This window comes from Loktanella sp. R86503 (assembly GCF_042466455.1).
GTDB lineage: Bacteria > Pseudomonadota > Alphaproteobacteria > Rhodobacterales > Rhodobacteraceae > Loktanella.
Genome location: NZ_JAXHCI010000002.1, coordinates 119,238 through 136,277 on the forward strand (window position 1 = coordinate 119,238; position 17,040 = coordinate 136,277).

Here is a 17,040-nt window from a genome sequence, read left to right on the forward strand (position 1 = left end):
GTTTATTTTGCCAGATGAAGGGGGGCTGCGGTGAAAAGCACTGATCTGGTTGTGACGCCAACGCATCTGCGGTTTTTAGGGCGGACGTTCCCGTGCACAATCGGGCGCGGCGGATTTACGACTCGCAAGGTCGAAGGCGACGGCGCGACCCCGCGCGGGGTGCACCGGATTGTCGGCATGCTTTATCGTCCTGACCGCATCGCGCAGCCCGCCGATTGGGCCGTCCCGATCCGGCCCGGTGATCTGTGGTCCGATGATGTACGCGACGTCGATTACAACATGATGGTGCGCGCACCGCATGACATGAGCCACGAAGATCTGCGCCGCGCTGATCCGATGTATGACCTAGTCATTATAACCGACTGGAACTGGCCCTATGCGGTCAAAGGGCGCGGATCGGCGATTTTCGTTCACCAGTGGCGCGGCAAGGGGCGACCCACTGCAGGCTGTGTGGCTTTGTCGCGCGCCCATCTGCACTGGATTGCACCAAAGATTAAGCATAACACGCGTCTTGTTATCGCTTAACGCTGGACCTTTGGGGCAAAACACGCCCAAACGAAAGGACCATGCGATGAAACCCCAAGGCCACTTCATGACCCTAGATCAAATTGAACAGCTTCCCTACCGTCCCTGCGTCGGCGTCATGCTGGCCAATCCGCGCGGCCACGTGTTTGTCGGCCAGCGCCTTGATCGTGACAGCGACGCTTGGCAGATGCCTCAGGGCGGAGTCGATGCCGGGGAAAACTGCCGCGACGCCGCCCTGCGCGAGCTGTGGGAAGAAACGGGTGTCAGCGAAAAGCTGGTAAGCGTCGAGGCGGAAACGCGCGGACTGATCCGCTATGACCTGCCGCACGATCTGGTCGGCAAGGCCTGGGGTGGCAAGTACCGCGGGCAAGAGCAAAAGTGGTTCCTGCTGCGGTTTCACGGCACCGATGCCGATGTGAACATCGCGACAGAACATCCCGAATTTTCTGCTTGGAAATGGCTACCCAAGAACCAGCTGGTTGACAGCATCGTTCCATTCAAACGAGCCGTATACGAACAGGTTCTGGCAGAGCTGGGGGCAAAGCTGTGAAATTACCGTTGATCCTCGCCACGCTCCTGACTGCAACCCAGGCGCACGCCCTGTCCTGCAGGCGGCCAGACGCCGCGGCCAGCTTTGACCAGGCCAGCGCAAGCAAATTCCCCTATCTGGTGCTGACCGGGATATTGACCGCCCCTCCGGCCAGCACGACGTCAGGAACCACGCCAGTGTCACTGCTTGGCACCATGACGGGGCACGGCCTGACAGCTGAAGGGTTTTCCACCCCCTATGACGGCGATGTTGTCCTGCAGGTGACCTGCGCCGGCCCTTGGTGCGGCAGCGTGCCCGCATCGGGTCCGGTTCTTGCCTTTGCACGGGTCGACGGGGCAACACCTGTGATCGAGCTCGACGCTTGTAGCAGCTGGCTTTTCACAGCCCCCGATCAGGCCACGCTGGACCGTATGACAACTTGCATGCAAGGCGGCGCCTGTTCAGCGCAGGCGGTCCAATAAGTTCACCCCTGCATAGCCATCCTGCGGCAACCCGCGACTGGCCTGGAACGCACGGATCGCACGGCGCGTAGCCGGGCCAATCTTGCCATCTACGCCGCCGGTATCATAGCCTGCCGCCGTCAGGCGTTGTTGCAGCGCGACCCGCTCGGCGCGTTTCAGGCCCCGCTCTGCCGCGACAAAAGGGTGCTGCAACGGCCCCATTCCCCGGATGCGGTCCCCCAGATGGCCGACCCCGATGATATAGGCTTCCGCGTTGTTATAACGGCCGATGACATCGTAATTGCGGTACACCAAAAACGCCGGGCCGCCGGCCCCCGTGGGGGTGATCAGACTGGCTAAACCGTTATCCATCACGGGGTCACCTCCGGGCAAGGTTACGCCAAGCGCCGCCCAGTCGCCCGCGCTCTGTGTCACACTGCGCGCCGTTGCGCTGTAATCGAAACCATTTGGCAGGCGCACCTCTACCCCCCATGGCTGCCCTTGCGTCCAGCCAAAATGCGCCAGATAGGCCGCGGTTGACGCCAGCGCATCGCTTGGATCGTCGGCCCAGATATCGCGCCGCCCGTCGCCGGTGAAATCAACAGCATAGGCGGCGTAGCTGGTCGGCATGAACTGGGTATGCCCCATTGCCCCCGCCCAGCTGCCAGTCATGCTTTGCGGCACCGTGTCGCCGCGTTGCAATATCTTCAGCGCCGCAATCAATTGCTGCTCAAAGAACCGCCCGCGCCGTCCATCATACGACAGCGTCGCAAGGGTCGAAATCAGCGGCACATCGCCCCGCCGCGCACCAAAGTTGCTCTCCATCCCCCAGACGGCCAGTACGACATGCCGGTCGACACCGTAAGCAGCCTCGATCCGTTTCAGCAGGTCGCCATGCTGCGCCAACATCGCGCGTCCGGTAGCAACGCGGTCATCACTTGCAGCCGTTGCCATATAATCGGCCAATGGCTTAATGAATTCCGCCTGATTACGGTCCAGTGCGATACTGTCAGGAATAAAACCTGCCCCGGCAAAAGCCGCGTCAAAGGTCGGCGCTAATATTTCCGCAGCTAAGGCCCGCGGCCGGAACGCCCGGACCCAGGCATCAAAGCCCGCGTCGGACACCATTGCATAGGTGCGCGCCGACATCACCGCCGGCCGTAATTCGGGCCGCAGGATACTGTCAGGCGCAGCTTGCGCGGCCGAAGACAGGCTAACAGCAACTAAAAAAGCAAAGCGCATAAAATCTAGTCCGGTCAGCCTCGTATCATGCCGCTAACCGTAACACGACACCTTTGTCATCCAACCCGGCAATCCAGCCTCGGCGCATTCGCGCCACCCGCCTGTTCATCTGGCCAGACAAACTCCCGCCGGAGGCAGCTGTCACCACGCACCACCGCCGTAATTGGTGCCCAGCCTTGCCCCAAGGACAGGTTACCGTGCCTTGCGCACCCGGCTGACTTTGCGCGCTGTCTTTACGTTTTTCTTTTTCGCGGACCCTTGTTTGAACCGCGGTGGCTTACCGCGGCCGGCGGGCGGGCCTTTGGGCTGGCTGCGCCCGTCCAGTTCCAGCAACTCTACGATCAGACCGCCTGTGACGGGGGCTGCCTCGACCAGCCTTACTCGGGCGCGTTGGCCCAGACCAATCGTATGGCCCGTTTCGCTTCCGGTCAGGGTCTGGGTGTCGGCGTCGTAATGAAAATACTCACGCCCCAGATTACGGATCGGGATCATGCCATCGGCACCCGTGCCGTCAAGCTTGACGAAGACACCAAATTTGGCAATCCCGCTAATACGGCCGCCGAATTCGGCACCGATATGTTCCGACAGAAACGCAGCAAGATAACGGTCTGTCGTATCCCGCTCCGCCAGCATCGAACGCCGCTCTGTGTCAGAGATTTGCTTGGCCGTTTCGTCCAGATGTTCGATATCCCATGGCGACAAGCCGTCCTTGCCCCAGCCATGCGCCGCGATCAGGGCGCGGTGTACGATCAGGTCGGAATACCGCCGGATTGGAGAGGTGAAGTGCGCGTAGTTCAGCAGCGCCAGGCCGAAATGGCCAAAGTTTTCGGCATTATAATAGGCCTGCGTCATGCTGCGCAGGGTCGCGATATTGATCAGCTCGTCCGCGTCCGTGCCCTGTGCCTGTGCCAGCAAGCGGTTCAGATGCGCGGTCTTCAGCACCTGCCCTTTGGCTAACACAAGGCCAGAGCTTTCCGCCACTTCGCGCAGGGCATCCAGTTTGGTCGGGCTTGGTTCTTCGTGCACCCTGAACAGCAACGGTGTTTTCTTGGCAATCAGGGTTTCGGCGGCACAGACATTGGCCAGAACCATAAACTCCTCGATCAACCGGTGCGCATCAAGGCGTTCCTTGAAGTTCACCGCCGTGACCTTGCCGTCCTCGTCCAGCTCGATCCGGCGCTCTGGCAGATCCAGTTCCAGCGGCTGCCGCGCGGCCCGTGCCTTGGCCAGTGCGGCATAGGCAGCGTAAAGGGGTTTGATGATTGTCTCGACCAGCGGTGCAGTCTTGTCGTCGGGGTTACCGTCCATCGCCGCCTGTGCCTGCTCGTAATTGAGAGAGGCGATAGAGTTCATGATACCGCGGTGGAATTCATGGCTGATCTTGTTGCCCATGCCGTCAATCTTTATCGCGACGGCAAGACAGGCACGGTCGACGTTTTCATGTAGCGAACACAGATCGCCGGACAACGTATCGGGCAGCATAGGCACGACACGGTCTGGAAAGTATGTGGAATTGCCGCGCTTGCGCGCCTCGCGGTCCAGCTCTGACCCCGGGGTGACGTAATGTGCCACATCTGCAATCGCGACCCAGATCGTGAATGTCCCGTCATCACGCGCCTCGACATAGCAGGCGTCATCGCGGTCGCGTGCGTCGACAGGGTCGATGGTCAGCAGGTCGATCTGACGCAGGTCGGTGCGCCCCTTGATGCTGGCAGGCTTGGCGGCGTCCGCCTCTGCCACGACAGCATCGGGGAAATGGTCGGGGATGCCGTGTTGGTGAATGGCGATCAGGCTGACGGCACGCGGACCGGTCGGATCGCCAAGGCGGGTGACAATCTTGGCCTTGGGCAGGCCCATGCGGCCCTTAGGTCCGGTCTGCTCTGCTTCGACCAGCTCGCCATCCTTGGCACCATTGGTGGCACCGGCGGGGATAATGAATTCGTTGGTAGCGCCCTTGTCGATGGGCATGACCCGCCCGCCGTCAGACCCGGCGCGATAAACGCCGAGAATACGTTCCGGGTTCGTCCCAATCCGCCGGATCATCCGCGCGGCATAGGCGTGCGGCTCTCCGGGTGTGGCGGTCAGACGTGCCAGAATACGATCGCCGGCCCCCAGCGCGGGGTCGGTTGACTTCAGCATCATCAGGATGCGCGGCGGCGGGGCGGCGTCATTCCAGTCGACAGGGCGGGCATAGATATCGCCGTCAGCGTCCGGCACCTCGATCTGCAAGACGGACACGGGCGGCAGGTTCTGCGCATCGCGGTAGGAGGAACGACGCTTGGTCAGCGTGCCATCTGCCTCCATCTCGCGCAGGACTTGCTTGAGCAGGACGCGGTCGGACCCTTTAATGCCAAAGGCCCGCGCGATGTCGCGCTTTGCCGCCTGTGTCGGGTTATCCGCGATGAACGCGAGGATGTCGGTCTTGGAGGGGATCTGTGTCATGCTTCGGCATCTAGCACGGCGCGGGATGACTGCCCATAATTTATGTTGCACGGGCGGCAAGCACCTGGACCGGGGCCAGCCCCGGACCCCGGAGTATTTTTCGCCAGATGAAGCAGATCTAGGCGAAGTAGTCGCGCAGGATGCGGGCGTAGATGGATTTGAGGGCGATAATATCGGCGACGGGGACCTTTTCATCGACCATATGCATGGTTTTGCCGACAAGGCCGAATTCGACGACCGGGCAGTGATCCTTGACAAAGCGGGCGTCAGACGTGCCGCCGGAAGTGGAGAGTTCCGGTGTCTTGCCCGTTTCCGCTTTGACCGCCTTGCCGATCAAGTCCGACAGGGCACCCGGCGGGGTCAGGAAGCTTTCGCCGCTGATTTTGATCTTCATCTCGATCCGGATGCCGGTGTCTGCGGCAACGGTGTCCAGTTCCGATTGCATCCAGTCCGTCAGGGCCGCGCCAGTGTGTTCGTCGTTAAAGCGGATGTTAACGGCAGCGCGGCAGGTGGCCGGGATCACATTGGTGGCGGGGTTGCCGGTGTCCATTGTGACGATAGCCAGCGAAGACGGATCAAAGTGGTCGGTGCCATCGTCAAGCGTATGGCTAGCCAGACGGTCCATCAGACGCGCCATGGCGGGCAAGGGATTTTTGGCGCGGTGGGGATAGGCGGAATGGCCTTGCTGGCCCTGAAAGGTGAACCATGCTGTCATCGATCCGCGGCGGCCGATTTTCATCGCCTCGCCCATGTGGTTCGGGCTGGTCGGCTCGCCCACAAGGCAGTCGGTCATTTGTTCGTTGTTGGCGGCCATCCAATCCAGCAAGGCGGTGGTGCCATCAAGGGCGTCCGCCTCTTCATCGCCGGTAATGGCGAGGATTACGGCACCGTCGGGCGGGGTTGTCTGGACGAAGTCGCAGGCGGCCGCGGCAAAAGCCGCGACGCCGGATTTCATGTCGGTGGCGCCGCGGCCCCAGAGGAAGCCGTCTTTGATTTCCGCGCCAAAGGGATCGACGGTCCAGTCATCAGGGTTGCCGATGGGCACGACATCGATATGGCCGTTAAATCCGAAGCTGCGGTTCGCCCCCTTACGGCCCCATCGGGCGAAAAGGTTTGCAATACCGCCGCGATCGACGCGGGTGCAGTCAAAGCCGTTTTCCGTCAAAAGCTGTTCGAGCAGGACCAGCGCGCCGCCTTCAGCCGGGGTAACGGAGTTGCAGCGCACCAGGCGGGCTGTCAGGTCTACGGGGTCGATCGGCGTGGTCATGGCAAGCTCCTGTCGCGGTTGTGACAGGGGTAGCGCCGCGGTGCCGGGGATGCAAATGCTGCTTAGTGGACGGGGGTGTCGCTGTCTTCGTCGCCGAAAAATGGCGTCATCTGCGCAACGATGACGCTGTTTTCGTCCAGGGCCCGCTGCATAAGGGCGCGTTCCGTGTCGTCGATATCGTGGCCTTCGGCAAGGCGTTCGTCCAGCGTGCCGTAGCCGGACACATCGAGCGGCGACAGGTCGGCCTGTTTCAGGATCGCGACTGTTTCACGCACGGCTTCAGCTTCGTCCACGCCAGAGGCGTAGCACATCAAGGCTGCGCCCGTGGCATCCTTGGGCAGGCCGTCATCGACGCTGCGGCCGACTTCGACAAGGAGGGTATAGACCTGTTGCGTGCGTTTATTCATGCGGCGTGGCATCGCGCCTTTGGGACCACCTGTCAAGCGGCGCAACGCAAAACGGCGCGCAAGGTGCTGCGCGCCGTTCCGGATCAAGTGTCGCTTGTAGCCTAGCGGCGGACCATCCGGGCCACCCAGATCAGAATACAGGCACCGATAAAGCCAACTAGCAGGTAGCCGAGGCTAAAGCTTGCGCCAGCCGCATAGAGGCCGAGCAGGGTGCCGAAAATGAAGTTAAACACAATTGCGCCGACGATCCCCAAAAGGATGTTGGCCAGCAGGCCCATGTTGGATTTCATGAATTGTTCAGCAAGCCATCCTGCGATGCCACCGACGATAATTGCTGCGAGCCAGCCCATACTAATCTTCCTTATGCGTTTTTGCCCCCTTTGGGGCATTCTGCGACAGAACGCCTCAGCCAAGGAAAAGGTTCCCGATTGCGTGACTGCCTAGTGAGGATCGGGCTGAGGCGGTGCCTGATCCTGCCACCGGGACCGGGTCGCCCACATGGAGGACGTGATCAGCACCAGTTGTAGCGGGGCAAAAAACAATACGAAGAGAGTGACGATGCGGGCCCAGATCGGCAGCGCCATCAGCGGGCTGTAGCCAAGCCAGAGGGAACCGATCAGCAAGGCAAGAAGAATGACAGTGTCGCAGATGACCGGCACCCAAGCGCCAAGCCAGCTAGGCCGCACCCCGGCCGCGATAGTGCGGCGGGCCAAGGTGCGGCTTAGGATCATTAGTCGCGCAGCAGCTCGTTGATGCCGGTCTTGGACCGGGTCCGTTCGTCGACACGCTTTACGATCACGGCGCAATACAGGTTGATGCCGTTCTTGGATGGCATGGTGCCTGCGACGACGACGGAATAAGGCGGGACTTCGCCGTAAGTGACTTCGCCGGTTTCGCGGTCAACGATCTTGGTGGACTGGCCGATGTAGACGCCCATGCCAAGCACGGAGCCTTCGCGGATGATGCAGCCTTCGACGACTTCGGAACGGGCACCGATAAAGCAGTTGTCTTCGATGATCGTGGGGCCAGCCTGCATGGGCTCCAGCACGCCGCCGATGCCAACGCCGCCGGACAGGTGGACGTTCTTGCCGATCTGGGCGCAGCTGCCGACCGTGGCCCAGCCGTCAACCATTGTACCTTCGCCGACATAGGCACCAAGGTTCACGAAGGACGGCATCAGAACCACGCCGGGCGCAATATAGGCAGAGCGGCGCACGATGCTGCCAGGAACAGCACGGAAGCCTGCGGCGCGCCATTCAGCTTCGCCCCAACCGTCGAACTTGGACGGGACCTTGTCCCACCACGTTGTGCCGCCGGGACCACCCGGGATCGGCTCCATGTCGTTCAGACGGAAGGACAGCAGGACCGCCTTTTTCGCCCACTGGTTCACGTGCCACGACCCATCGTCCTGCTTTTCCGCGACGCGCAGTTTGCCGGAGTCGAGGGCGTTCAGGGTGTCATTGATGGCATCGCGCACTTCGCCTGTGGTGGCGGTGGTGATGGTATCACGGGCGTCCCATGCGGATTCGATGGCGGTTTCCAGGGCGGCGTTGGACATGGGCGGACCTCTTTGCTGGTTCTGACAGTTGGCACGGGCTATAGACGCGGAGGCTCTGCCGCGCAATCTTAAGGACGTTTCATGACCGAAGACCACGAAAACAAATTCCGCCGTTCAACAGAGGACATGATCGCCGCCAAGGACGTGCCCGACACGCCCCAGACCCGCGCGCCGTCCTATGCGCTGGCCTTTGCGGACGGGGCCTTTTTGGCGCGCGAGGATATGCGGCCGGTGCGGTTGCAACTGGAACTGATGAAGCCGGAACTGCTGATGAACGAAGCGGGGGTGAAATCCACTGTCGTGCTGTTCGGCGGAGCGCGGATTCCCGATCCGGTGAACAAGGCGACAGCGCGGACCGAAACGCTGGCCGATCTGACGAAATATTACGACGAAGCCCGGACCTTTGCCCGGCTGATAACCGAACGCGCGCTAGCGAATGATCCTTGCGAAAATATCATCGTCACCGGCGGCGGGCCGGGCGTGATGGAGGCAGGCAACCGCGGCGCGGCCGAGGCGGGCGGCAAGTCGATTGGCCTAAACATCGTGCTGCCGCACGAGCAGGCACCGAATGAATATGTGACGCCTGATCTGTGTTTCAATTTCCACTACTTCGCGATCCGCAAAATGCACTTTTTGATGCGCGCCTCTGCTGTGTGCGTGTTCCCCGGCGGGTTCGGCACACTGGACGAAATGTTCGAGGCGCTGACCCTGATCCAGACCGGCCGCATGGCCCGCGTGCCGTTCCTGCTGTTCGGGCGGGCGTTCTGGGAAAGCATCATCAACTGGCAGGCGCTGGCCGATGCAGGGACGATTGCGCATGACGACCTGAAGCTGTTCCGCTTTGTCGAGACAGCAGAGGAGGCGATTGCCGCGCTGGACGATTGGGACGACAAGGGCAAAAAGCGCCGCGATATTCCGGGGCGGTGATTTTGTTGGTGCGGGGCGGTTTATTGGGCCGTCCCGCAAAATACATTTCAAAAACTAAATGTTTCGCGTGCGATACATATTATGTAAAACGAGGGTGGTTTATTAGGAGAGGTTAAGGAAAGGTTGAGTTTCATTTAGGTTAAAAACCTCGCCGCATATTTTTGTTAGGCAGGTGGGCGTTCAAACAATTAAAATGCTTATGGTGAGATTTTGCAGAAATATACAGTAAGACATGACAAAAACGACCCAAAAGAATCGCTTAGAAGCGACGGGAAACTTGCTTTAGGTATCACAATAGGCGCACTAATAGTCTTGCTGCCAATTATCGGCCTCGAGTCCTACAAATACGGCGACGAAAAACCAGAAATTTTGGCTATAGTTCCATTGATAATCTCACTGCTTGTAGCAGCGGGATCAACCTACTTTGCATCTCGTGCTTTAATCGAACAACGTATGACACGCCAAGCAGGCACTGACCCTGTTCTTATTGCCCACCTCGGCCAGAGAACTGATGCCCGTGAACTTGTGACGTTTAATATTTCGAACGTTGGAGCTGGAGCAGCGATCAATATTAGAGTTGATGTAGATCGCCCAGAGAACGATCTTCAGAAAAGACAAATACTCACGAATATCTTTAAGCGACACCACCCAATTTCTGTCATACTACAATCTAAGTCTATAGAATTTAACTTTGCTATGGGCTGGCATCTACTTGGCGACACCCCTCTACCACCGTTTCAGGCACGGCTAGAATACCAAGATTTAGCTGGCGGTCAGTATGTAAGCTCGTTCACTATTGACGTTCGAGAATTGGAAGGTTTAGGGAGTCAAAAGTCCCCCCAAATGCGCATCGTCAGTGCATTAGAAGAAATCCAAAAGAAGCTTTAACCCCCAAGTATTGAAGATATAATTTATACTTGCCGTTGCTGCCCTGCAGACAGGCCACACTTAATTACCGGCATAGCACTATCTATCAGCAACTTGGCACCCCATTTAACATGCAACGAAAGCGAGGAAAATTGACTTCTGCGGGGGTGGATCAGGAGATAATTTAAAACCTGCAGGTTGCCTTTGGCCGAGCGCACAAATTAACCATTGAGGTAAGCTGTATGAAGCAGGGCTGAATTACAGCCCTGCGTCGGCCTCGATTTGTTTGCGGGATTTGCGGGCGCGTTCCGTCTCGGACTTCAGTTGGCCGCAGGCGGCCATGATGTCTTCGCCGCGCGGTTTGCGGACGGGGGAGGCGTAGCCGGCCTTGTAGATGATATCGGCAAAGGCATGGATACGGTTGTTTGAGGAACGTTTGTAGGGCGCGCCGGGCCATTCGTTGAAGGGGATCAGGTTGATCTTGGCGGGGATGCCTTCGATCAGTTTAACAAGCCGGTGAGCATCTTCGTCGCTGTCGTTTACGCCGTCCAGCATCACATATTCAAAGGTGATCCGTTCGGAATTCGACACCTTGGGATAGTCGCGCAGGGCGTCCAGCAAGGCTTCGATGTTCCATTTCTTGTTGATCGGCACCAGCATGTCGCGGACCGGATCGGTGGTCGCGTGAAAGCTGACAGCCAGCTGGCAGCCGATTTCCTGCGCGGTGCGGGCGATTTCGGGGACAACGCCGGATGTGGACAGGGTAATGCGGCGGCGGGACAGAGCGATGCCTTCGCCATCCATCGCGATCTTCATCGCGTCGCGGACGTTTTCGAAGTTATACAGCGGCTCGCCCATGCCCATCAGGACGATGTTGGACAACAGGCGCGGGCCGTTATCGCCGGACCCCTGCCCCGGCTGCGGCCATTCACCAAGGTCATCGCGGGCCACAAGGATCTGGCCGACGATTTCGGCGGGGGTCAGGTTGCGGACCAGTTTTTGCGTGCCGGTGTGGCAGAAGGAACAGGTCAGGGTGCAACCGACCTGGGACGAAATGCACAGCGTGCCGCGGTCGGTTTCGGGGATATAGACCACCTCGACCTCGTGGCCGCCGGCGATGCGGACAAGGTATTTGCGGGTGCCGTCAGTGCTGACCTGGCGGGTGACGACCTCTGGCAGTTCAATGACAAAGGTATCGGCCAGCATGGCGCGGTAGTCCTTGGCCAGGTTCGTCATCAGGGCGAAATCACGCACGCCCCAGTGATAAAGCCACTGCCACAGCTGGTTGACGCGCATCTTGGCCTGCTTTTCCGCCGTGCCAGCCGCGATCAACGCGTCGCGCATCTGATCGCGGGTCATCCCGATCAGGTTCTGCGGCCCCTCGGGCAGCTTACGCGGGATCGTGTGGACGTCTTGTGTAATGGGCGCGGTGGCGGTCATGGCAGCGGACCTTTCGGGCAATAAAGCGAGGCTGATATAGGCAAAAGGCCCCGGTTTCCAAGTGAAAACCGGGGCCCTTCGATTTTTCGTCGAAAAATCGTCAGCCGGCGCAGCGGTTGGCGGCTTCTTCGACAGCGGCGGTGAAGCCGGAAAGCGAGAAGGTATCGGTCGTGATATTGCCCCGGCCAGAGCGCGCCTTGAGCACGGCGTCCGATCCGCGCTTCATCGCGGCGACGACTTTTGCGTCGTCTTCGGGGGTGGCGGGCCAAGCGTATTCACCTTCGGTGAACAGCTCGAACGTGGTGCCGCCGACGTTCAGGTTGACGGTCGATCCAGGGGCAAAAGGGTAGCCGCCGGTGAACATAATCTGGCCCTTTACGTTTTCGGATGGGCGATAGAATACCATCAGATAAATATCGCCGCGGCGGCCATCCGTGGGGTTGCCCGCGCTGTCGGTCAGCAGGCTTTGCTTTGGTGCGGAGGTGCTGATGCATTCGCGCGGATTTTCCGCTTCGAACGTGCTCCAGTCCGTGTTGGCGGCAACAAGGTTGTCTGTCGTTGCCTGCGCGCCCGCCTGCGTTGCCAGCAAGGTTGCTGCCGCGAGTGTCAGGGTGCGAAATGTCGTCGTAATCATTTTAATGTGGCCTCCAAGCTGCCCATGCCTCTGTGCGTCCCGCGGTGGGGTTTTAGCAACCTTTTCGTCTGGCGGGTCTGAGTTCAACGCGATAGCCATGGTCCTAGCAAAAAATCGCCCAAACTGCAAAGCCCCCATAAACGCACAATGCCGTGGGCGGCGCGATGAAAGGAAATACCTCATGAGCGGTCCTGTTGATCTGGTTGAAGTCTGGCGCGGCGACATTCTGGAGTCCGTTCACCAAGGGCACGCGGTTGTCTGCGGTCCGGATGGCGCAGTGGTTGCGGCCTGGGGCGACGCGGAGGCGGTGATCTTTCCACGGTCGTCCTGCAAGATGATCCAGGCGCTGCCCCTGATCGAAAGCGGTGCCGCCGATGCGCATGGTCTGGGTGTGGAACAGCTGGCGCTGTCCTGCGCGTCGCATCAGGGTGCGCATATCCACACCGACCGCGTTCAGGTCTGGCTGGATACGTTGGGGCTGGCGGACAGTGATTTTCGCTGCGGGCCGCAGTGGCCCGGCGACATTCCGGCGCGCAACGAAATCATCCGCGCCCATGCCGCGCCGTGCCAAATTCACAACAACTGTTCTGGCAAGCATGCCGGTTTTTTGACCCTGAACCGTCATCTGGGCGGGTCGGCGGATTACGAACTGGTGGACCATCCGGTGCAGCAAGCCGGCAAGGCCGCGTTCGAGGAGGTGACGGGCGAGACAAGCCCCGGTTACGGGATCGACGGCTGCTCTGCCCCGAATTTTGCGACATCGGTGCATGGTCTGGCCCGTGCGATGAGCTTTTTCGCAACGGCGCATGATCGCAGCGATGCGCGGTCCAAAGCGGCGGTGCGGCTGCGCGATGCGATGACGGCGTTTCCAGAGCTGGTCGCCGGAGAGACGCGGGCCTGCACCGACCTGATGCGGGCGATGGATGGCCGCGTGGCGATCAAGACGGGGGCCGAGGCGGTGTTCGTCGCGATCATTCCCGAAAAGCGGATGGGCGTCGCGCTGAAGATCACCGACGGCAGCACCCGCGCATCGGAAGCCGCGATTGCGGCCATTCTGGTAAAGCTGGGGGTGCTGGATGCAGATCATCCAGCGACCAAGGCGCGCATGGTGCCCGACATTCGCAACTGGCGCGGCACGTTGTGCGGCCACATCAAGCCCGCCGCGGCGCTGCTGTAAGGATCCGACATGACATTCACGCTTGCCACCTGGAACATCAACTCTGTCCGTCTGCGCGAAGGGCTAGTGGCCCAACTGATGTCGGATGAGGCGCCGGACGTGCTGTGCCTGCAGGAATGCAAAAGCCCGCTGGACAAAATCCCCGTCGCGACATTTCAGGCGCTTGGCTACACCCATATGATTGGGCGCGGGCAAAAGGGCTATAACGGGGTCGCGATCTTTTCCAAAATGCCAATCGAGGAGGTCGGGGCAGCGGATTACGCGGGGCTGGGCCATGCGCGGCATATTGCGGGGCGGTTAAGCAACGGCGTGACCGTTCATAACTTCTATGTGCCTGCGGGGGGCGACAAGCCGGACCGGGAGATTAACGACAAGTTCGGCCAGAAGCTGGATTACCTGACCGACATGCGCGACGCCTTTCACGTCGCACGGCCGGAAAAGGCAATCCTAGTGGGCGATCTGAACATCGCACCGCGCGAAGACGACGTTTGGGATCACAAGAAGCTGCTGAAGATCGTCAGCCATACGCCTGTCGAAGTGGAGCATCTGGCGCAGGTACAGGAAGCGGGTACCTGGGTAGACGTGACGCGGCAGGATATTCCTAATGGCAACTTGTACAGCTGGTGGTCCTATCGGTCGCCCGACTGGGACACGGCGGACAAGGGCCGGCGTCTGGATCACATCTGGGCCACGCCCGATATTGCCAGCGCAGCCCATTCCAGCCGCGTTTTGCGGCACGTCCGCGGCTGGGAACAGCCAAGCGATCACGCCCCGGTATTTGCCACCTTTGACCTATAGAGCAGGGGTGTCCGAATTTTCGTCGAAAATTCGGCGGCCTCCGGCGGGAGTTTTTAGGGCCAGATGAATAAGAAGGGCAGTTTTCCGGCGCTGAAGTTTGCGTTAGGTCATCTGTGAAGTTGAAGGAGAGTTGTCATGTCGATCACCGCGTCCGTTCCCAAGCCCGTTGTCCTTTGCATTCTGGACGGATGGGGATTGCGTGACAGCGCAGAAGCAAATGCGCCTGTGCTGGCAGATACGCCGAACTTTGACCGGCTGATGGCAAATTGCGCGCATGCGACACTTGTGACCTTTGGGCCGGATGTGGGGTTGCCAAAGGGGCAGATGGGCAACTCTGAGGTTGGGCATACCAATATCGGCGCGGGCCGTGTGGTGGCGATGGATCTAGGGCAGATCGATCTGGCGATTGAGGATGGCAGCTATCCCGAGCAGCAGGGTATCCGTGATTTTGCGGCCCGGTTGAAGGACACGGGCGGGCGCGCGCATCTGATGGGGGTCGTGTCCGATGGCGGCGTGCATGGGCATGTTGCGCATCTGGTTGAAACGGCAAGGTTGCTTGCGGCGCAGGGAATTGAAGTCGTTATCCACGCGATTACGGATGGGCGCGATGTCGCGCCGTCCTCTGGCCCTGCGTATATGGCAGATTTGCTGGATCAGCTGCCGGGCGGGGTGCAGGTCGTGACGGTCACGGGCCGGTATTATGCGATGGACCGGGACAATCGCTGGGACCGGGTACAGGCCGCATTTGATGCGATGGTTTTGGGCAAGGGTGTCGCTGTAGCGCAATCGCCGCAGGATGCGATTGCGCAGGGGCATGCGGATGGCAAGACAGACGAGTTCATTCCCGCCACGGTGATTGGCGATTACGACGGCATGAAACCCGCGGACGGGTTGTTTTGCCTGAACTTCCGGTCTGATCGGGCGCGGGAGCTTTTGGAGGCAATCGGCAACCCGGAGTTTGACGGCTTCGCGCGCGAGATGCCACAGCTGGCCGTGCGGCTGGGGATGGTGGAATATTCAGACCGCCATGTGGACTGGTTCGACGCCGTGTTCCCCAAGCGCGATATTCGCAATACGCTGGGCGAATGGGTATCCAAACATGGCAAGACGCAGTTCCGCCTGGCCGAGACGGAGAAGTATCCGCATGTCACGTTCTTTTTGAACGGCGGCAAAGAGGTGCCGGAGGAGGGCGAGGACCGCGAGATGCCAAAGTCACCTAAGGTCGCGACCTATGATCTGCAACCGGAAATGTCATCGGTTGAGGTTACGGATGATTTCGTGGCGGCGATTGAAAAGGGCTATGACCTGATTGTCACGAACTATGCCAACCCCGACATGGTGGGGCATACCGGCGATCTGGATGCAGCGATTGCCGCTTGCGCAGCAGTGGACCGCGGCCTTGGCCGTGTGCTGGAGGCGCTGGAAAAGGTGGGGGGCGCGATGGTGGTTTGTGCCGATCACGGCAATTGCGAAACCATGGTCGATCCGGAAACCGGCGGGCCGCATACGGCCCATACGACGAACCTTGTGCCGGTCATCCTGTATGGCGGGCCTGCAGGGGCGACCCTGCATGACGGGCGACTGGCAGATCTGGCGCCGACCCTTTTGCAGCTGATGGGGCTGCCGCAGCCGGAAGAAATGACAGGCCGGAGCCTGATTGATTGAAACGCCTGGCCGCGATCCTGATGCTTCTGGCCGGACCGGTGGCGGCCCAAAGCCCGAGCGATGCGGCCACGCATGCCGCGGCGCGTCTGGCCGCTGCGCGGGCGCAACTGGATGCGGCGGCGGGGTCGCGGGACCGGGTTGCGGCGCTGACGGAAACGGTGCGCGCCTATGAAGACGGCTTGATCGCCTTGCGCGATGGCATGCGGCGGGTGGCGATCCGGCAGGATACGCTGCAAACGCAGATGGATGCGCGCGAGGCCGAAGTGTCGCAACTGCTGGGGGTGCTGGCGTCCATCGGGAATGCGCCTGCGCCGTTGTTGTTGCTACACCCGTCGGGGCCGCTGGGCACCGCGCGGTCGGGCATGCTGGTGGCGGATGTGACCCCTGCCCTTCAGGCCAAGGTCAGCGATTTGAAGGCGCAGCTGGAGGAGCTTGCACTGTTGCAAGCCTTGCAGGAAAGCGCCGCGGATACCTTGGGCGACGGGCTGCAGGGCGCACAGGAAGCGCGCGCTGCACTTTCGGCAGCGGTATCGGACCGCACGGATCTGCCGCAGCGGTACACCGAGGACAGCGTCCAGACCGCGTTGCTGATGGCAAGCACGGATACGCTTGCGGCCTTTGCCGATGCGCTGGCTGATAGCGTTGATGTGGCTGCGCCTGATCTGGTGCCGCAGGGCGATCTGGCCTTGCCGGTGCAGGGCACCGTTTTGCGCGGCTATAATACGGCGGATGCGGCAGGGATTGCGCGGCCAGGCGTCGTTATCGCGGCCCGGCCACGGGCGTTGGTGACGACCCCGGTGGCGGCGACGTTGCTGTTCCGCGGACCGCTGCTGGACTACGGCAATGTCATCATCCTGGAACCGGCGCAGGACGTGCTGTTTGTGATCGGCGGGTTGGCAGAGGTGTATGGCGAGGCGGGGCAGGTGTTGCCTGCAGGGGCACCTTTGGGCCTATTGGGCGGAGATTTGCCTGATGTTGACGCGATTTTGACTGCCGGAACGCCCGTAACGGGTGCTGCGGCGACACAGACCCTTTATCTTGAGGTCAGAGACGGGCAAAGTCCGGTTAACCCAGGCACCTGGTTTGCACTGGACTAGATAG

The 17,040-nt window shown here is 60.5% G+C and carries 18 protein-coding genes; 9 read left to right on the forward strand and 9 right to left on the reverse strand.

The window, feature by feature from the left end; translation table 11 throughout:
- Positions 1–30: 30 nt before the first annotated feature.
- The 3 genes from SJY10_RS01600 (at position 31) to SJY10_RS01610 (ending at position 1,536) form a co-directional block, all read left to right on the forward strand.
- Entirely contained in the window at positions 31–525 is a 495-nt protein-coding gene (locus SJY10_RS01600; protein WP_386679266.1) for a L,D-transpeptidase, read from the forward strand.
- A 67-nt stretch (positions 526–592) separates the two neighbouring features.
- Positions 593–1,075: an RNA pyrophosphohydrolase gene (locus tag SJY10_RS01605; protein ID WP_386679267.1), complete on the forward strand. Its 483-nt coding sequence runs from the start codon at positions 593–595 to the stop codon at positions 1,073–1,075.
- Complete coding sequence (locus tag SJY10_RS01610; RefSeq protein ID WP_386679268.1) at positions 1,072–1,536, forward strand: hypothetical protein; 465 nt, start codon at positions 1,072–1,074, stop codon at positions 1,534–1,536. The genes SJY10_RS01605 and SJY10_RS01610 overlap by 4 nt, the downstream gene beginning before the upstream one ends.
- On the opposite strand, the gene SJY10_RS01615 is transcribed toward SJY10_RS01610, so the two are convergent.
- From SJY10_RS01615 to dapD, 7 genes are all read right to left on the reverse strand, one after another.
- Positions 1,516–2,757: a lytic murein transglycosylase gene (locus SJY10_RS01615; protein ID WP_386679269.1), complete on the reverse strand. Its 1,242-nt coding sequence runs from the start codon at positions 2,755–2,757 to the stop codon at positions 1,516–1,518. The genes SJY10_RS01610 and SJY10_RS01615 overlap by 21 nt on opposite strands.
- Positions 2,758–2,949: 192 nt before the next feature.
- Entirely contained in the window at positions 2,950–5,199 is a 2,250-nt protein-coding gene (rnr, locus tag SJY10_RS01620) for a ribonuclease R (protein ID WP_386679270.1), read from the reverse strand.
- Positions 5,200–5,317: 118 nt separating this feature from the next.
- Entirely contained in the window at positions 5,318–6,466 is a 1,149-nt protein-coding gene (dapE, locus tag SJY10_RS01625; RefSeq protein WP_386679271.1) for a succinyl-diaminopimelate desuccinylase, read from the reverse strand.
- Between the two features lie 62 nt (positions 6,467–6,528).
- Complete coding sequence (locus tag SJY10_RS01630; protein ID WP_386679272.1) at positions 6,529–6,873, reverse strand: hypothetical protein; 345 nt, start codon at positions 6,871–6,873, stop codon at positions 6,529–6,531.
- 101 nt (positions 6,874–6,974) lie between these two features.
- Complete coding sequence (locus tag SJY10_RS01635) at positions 6,975–7,223, reverse strand: GlsB/YeaQ/YmgE family stress response membrane protein (protein ID WP_386679273.1); 249 nt, start codon at positions 7,221–7,223, stop codon at positions 6,975–6,977.
- Positions 7,224–7,313: 90 nt separating this feature from the next.
- A complete protein-coding gene (locus SJY10_RS01640) occupies positions 7,314–7,604 on the reverse strand; it encodes a hypothetical protein (protein ID WP_386679274.1) in 291 nt (96 codons plus the stop codon).
- Complete coding sequence (dapD, locus tag SJY10_RS01645) at positions 7,604–8,431, reverse strand: 2,3,4,5-tetrahydropyridine-2,6-dicarboxylate N-succinyltransferase (protein WP_386679275.1); 828 nt, start codon at positions 8,429–8,431, stop codon at positions 7,604–7,606. The genes SJY10_RS01640 and dapD overlap by 1 nt, the downstream gene beginning before the upstream one ends.
- A gap of 81 nt (positions 8,432–8,512) precedes the next feature.
- Here dapD and SJY10_RS01650 point away from each other — a divergent pair, with 81 nt between their 5' ends.
- Both SJY10_RS01650 and SJY10_RS01655 read left to right on the forward strand, forming a co-directional pair.
- Positions 8,513–9,358 (forward strand): TIGR00730 family Rossman fold protein, encoded by an 846-nt coding sequence (locus SJY10_RS01650; RefSeq protein ID WP_386679276.1) that lies wholly within the window; start codon positions 8,513–8,515, stop codon positions 9,356–9,358.
- A gap of 210 nt (positions 9,359–9,568) precedes the next feature.
- Positions 9,569–10,246 (forward strand): hypothetical protein, encoded by a 678-nt coding sequence (locus SJY10_RS01655; protein WP_386679277.1) that lies wholly within the window; start codon positions 9,569–9,571, stop codon positions 10,244–10,246.
- A 237-nt stretch (positions 10,247–10,483) separates the two neighbouring features.
- Here the strand turns inward: SJY10_RS01655 and rlmN are convergent, their stop codons facing one another.
- Positions 10,484–11,665, reverse strand: a complete 1,182-nt coding sequence (gene rlmN, locus SJY10_RS01660; RefSeq protein ID WP_386679278.1) for a 23S rRNA (adenine(2503)-C(2))-methyltransferase RlmN — start codon at positions 11,663–11,665, stop codon at positions 10,484–10,486.
- A 100-nt stretch (positions 11,666–11,765) separates the two neighbouring features.
- Positions 11,766–12,299, reverse strand: coding sequence for an invasion associated locus B family protein (locus SJY10_RS01665; protein ID WP_386679279.1), 534 nt, complete (start codon positions 12,297–12,299; stop codon positions 11,766–11,768).
- A 181-nt stretch (positions 12,300–12,480) separates the two neighbouring features.
- Here SJY10_RS01665 and SJY10_RS01670 point away from each other — a divergent pair, with 181 nt between their 5' ends.
- From SJY10_RS01670 to SJY10_RS01685, 4 genes are all read left to right on the forward strand, one after another.
- Entirely contained in the window at positions 12,481–13,476 is a 996-nt protein-coding gene (locus tag SJY10_RS01670) for an asparaginase (protein WP_386679280.1), read from the forward strand.
- 9 nt (positions 13,477–13,485) lie between these two features.
- Positions 13,486–14,274, forward strand: coding sequence for an exodeoxyribonuclease III (locus SJY10_RS01675; protein WP_386679281.1), 789 nt, complete (start codon positions 13,486–13,488; stop codon positions 14,272–14,274).
- 135 nt (positions 14,275–14,409) lie between these two features.
- Positions 14,410–15,939, forward strand: a complete 1,530-nt coding sequence (gene gpmI, locus SJY10_RS01680; protein WP_386679282.1) for a 2,3-bisphosphoglycerate-independent phosphoglycerate mutase — start codon at positions 14,410–14,412, stop codon at positions 15,937–15,939.
- Positions 15,936–17,036 carry a murein hydrolase activator EnvC family protein gene (locus SJY10_RS01685; RefSeq protein WP_386679283.1) on the forward strand — a complete coding sequence of 367 codons (1,101 nt, stop codon included), beginning with the start codon at positions 15,936–15,938 and terminating at the stop codon, positions 17,034–17,036. The genes gpmI and SJY10_RS01685 overlap by 4 nt, the downstream gene beginning before the upstream one ends.
- Positions 17,037–17,040 lie beyond the last annotated feature (4 nt).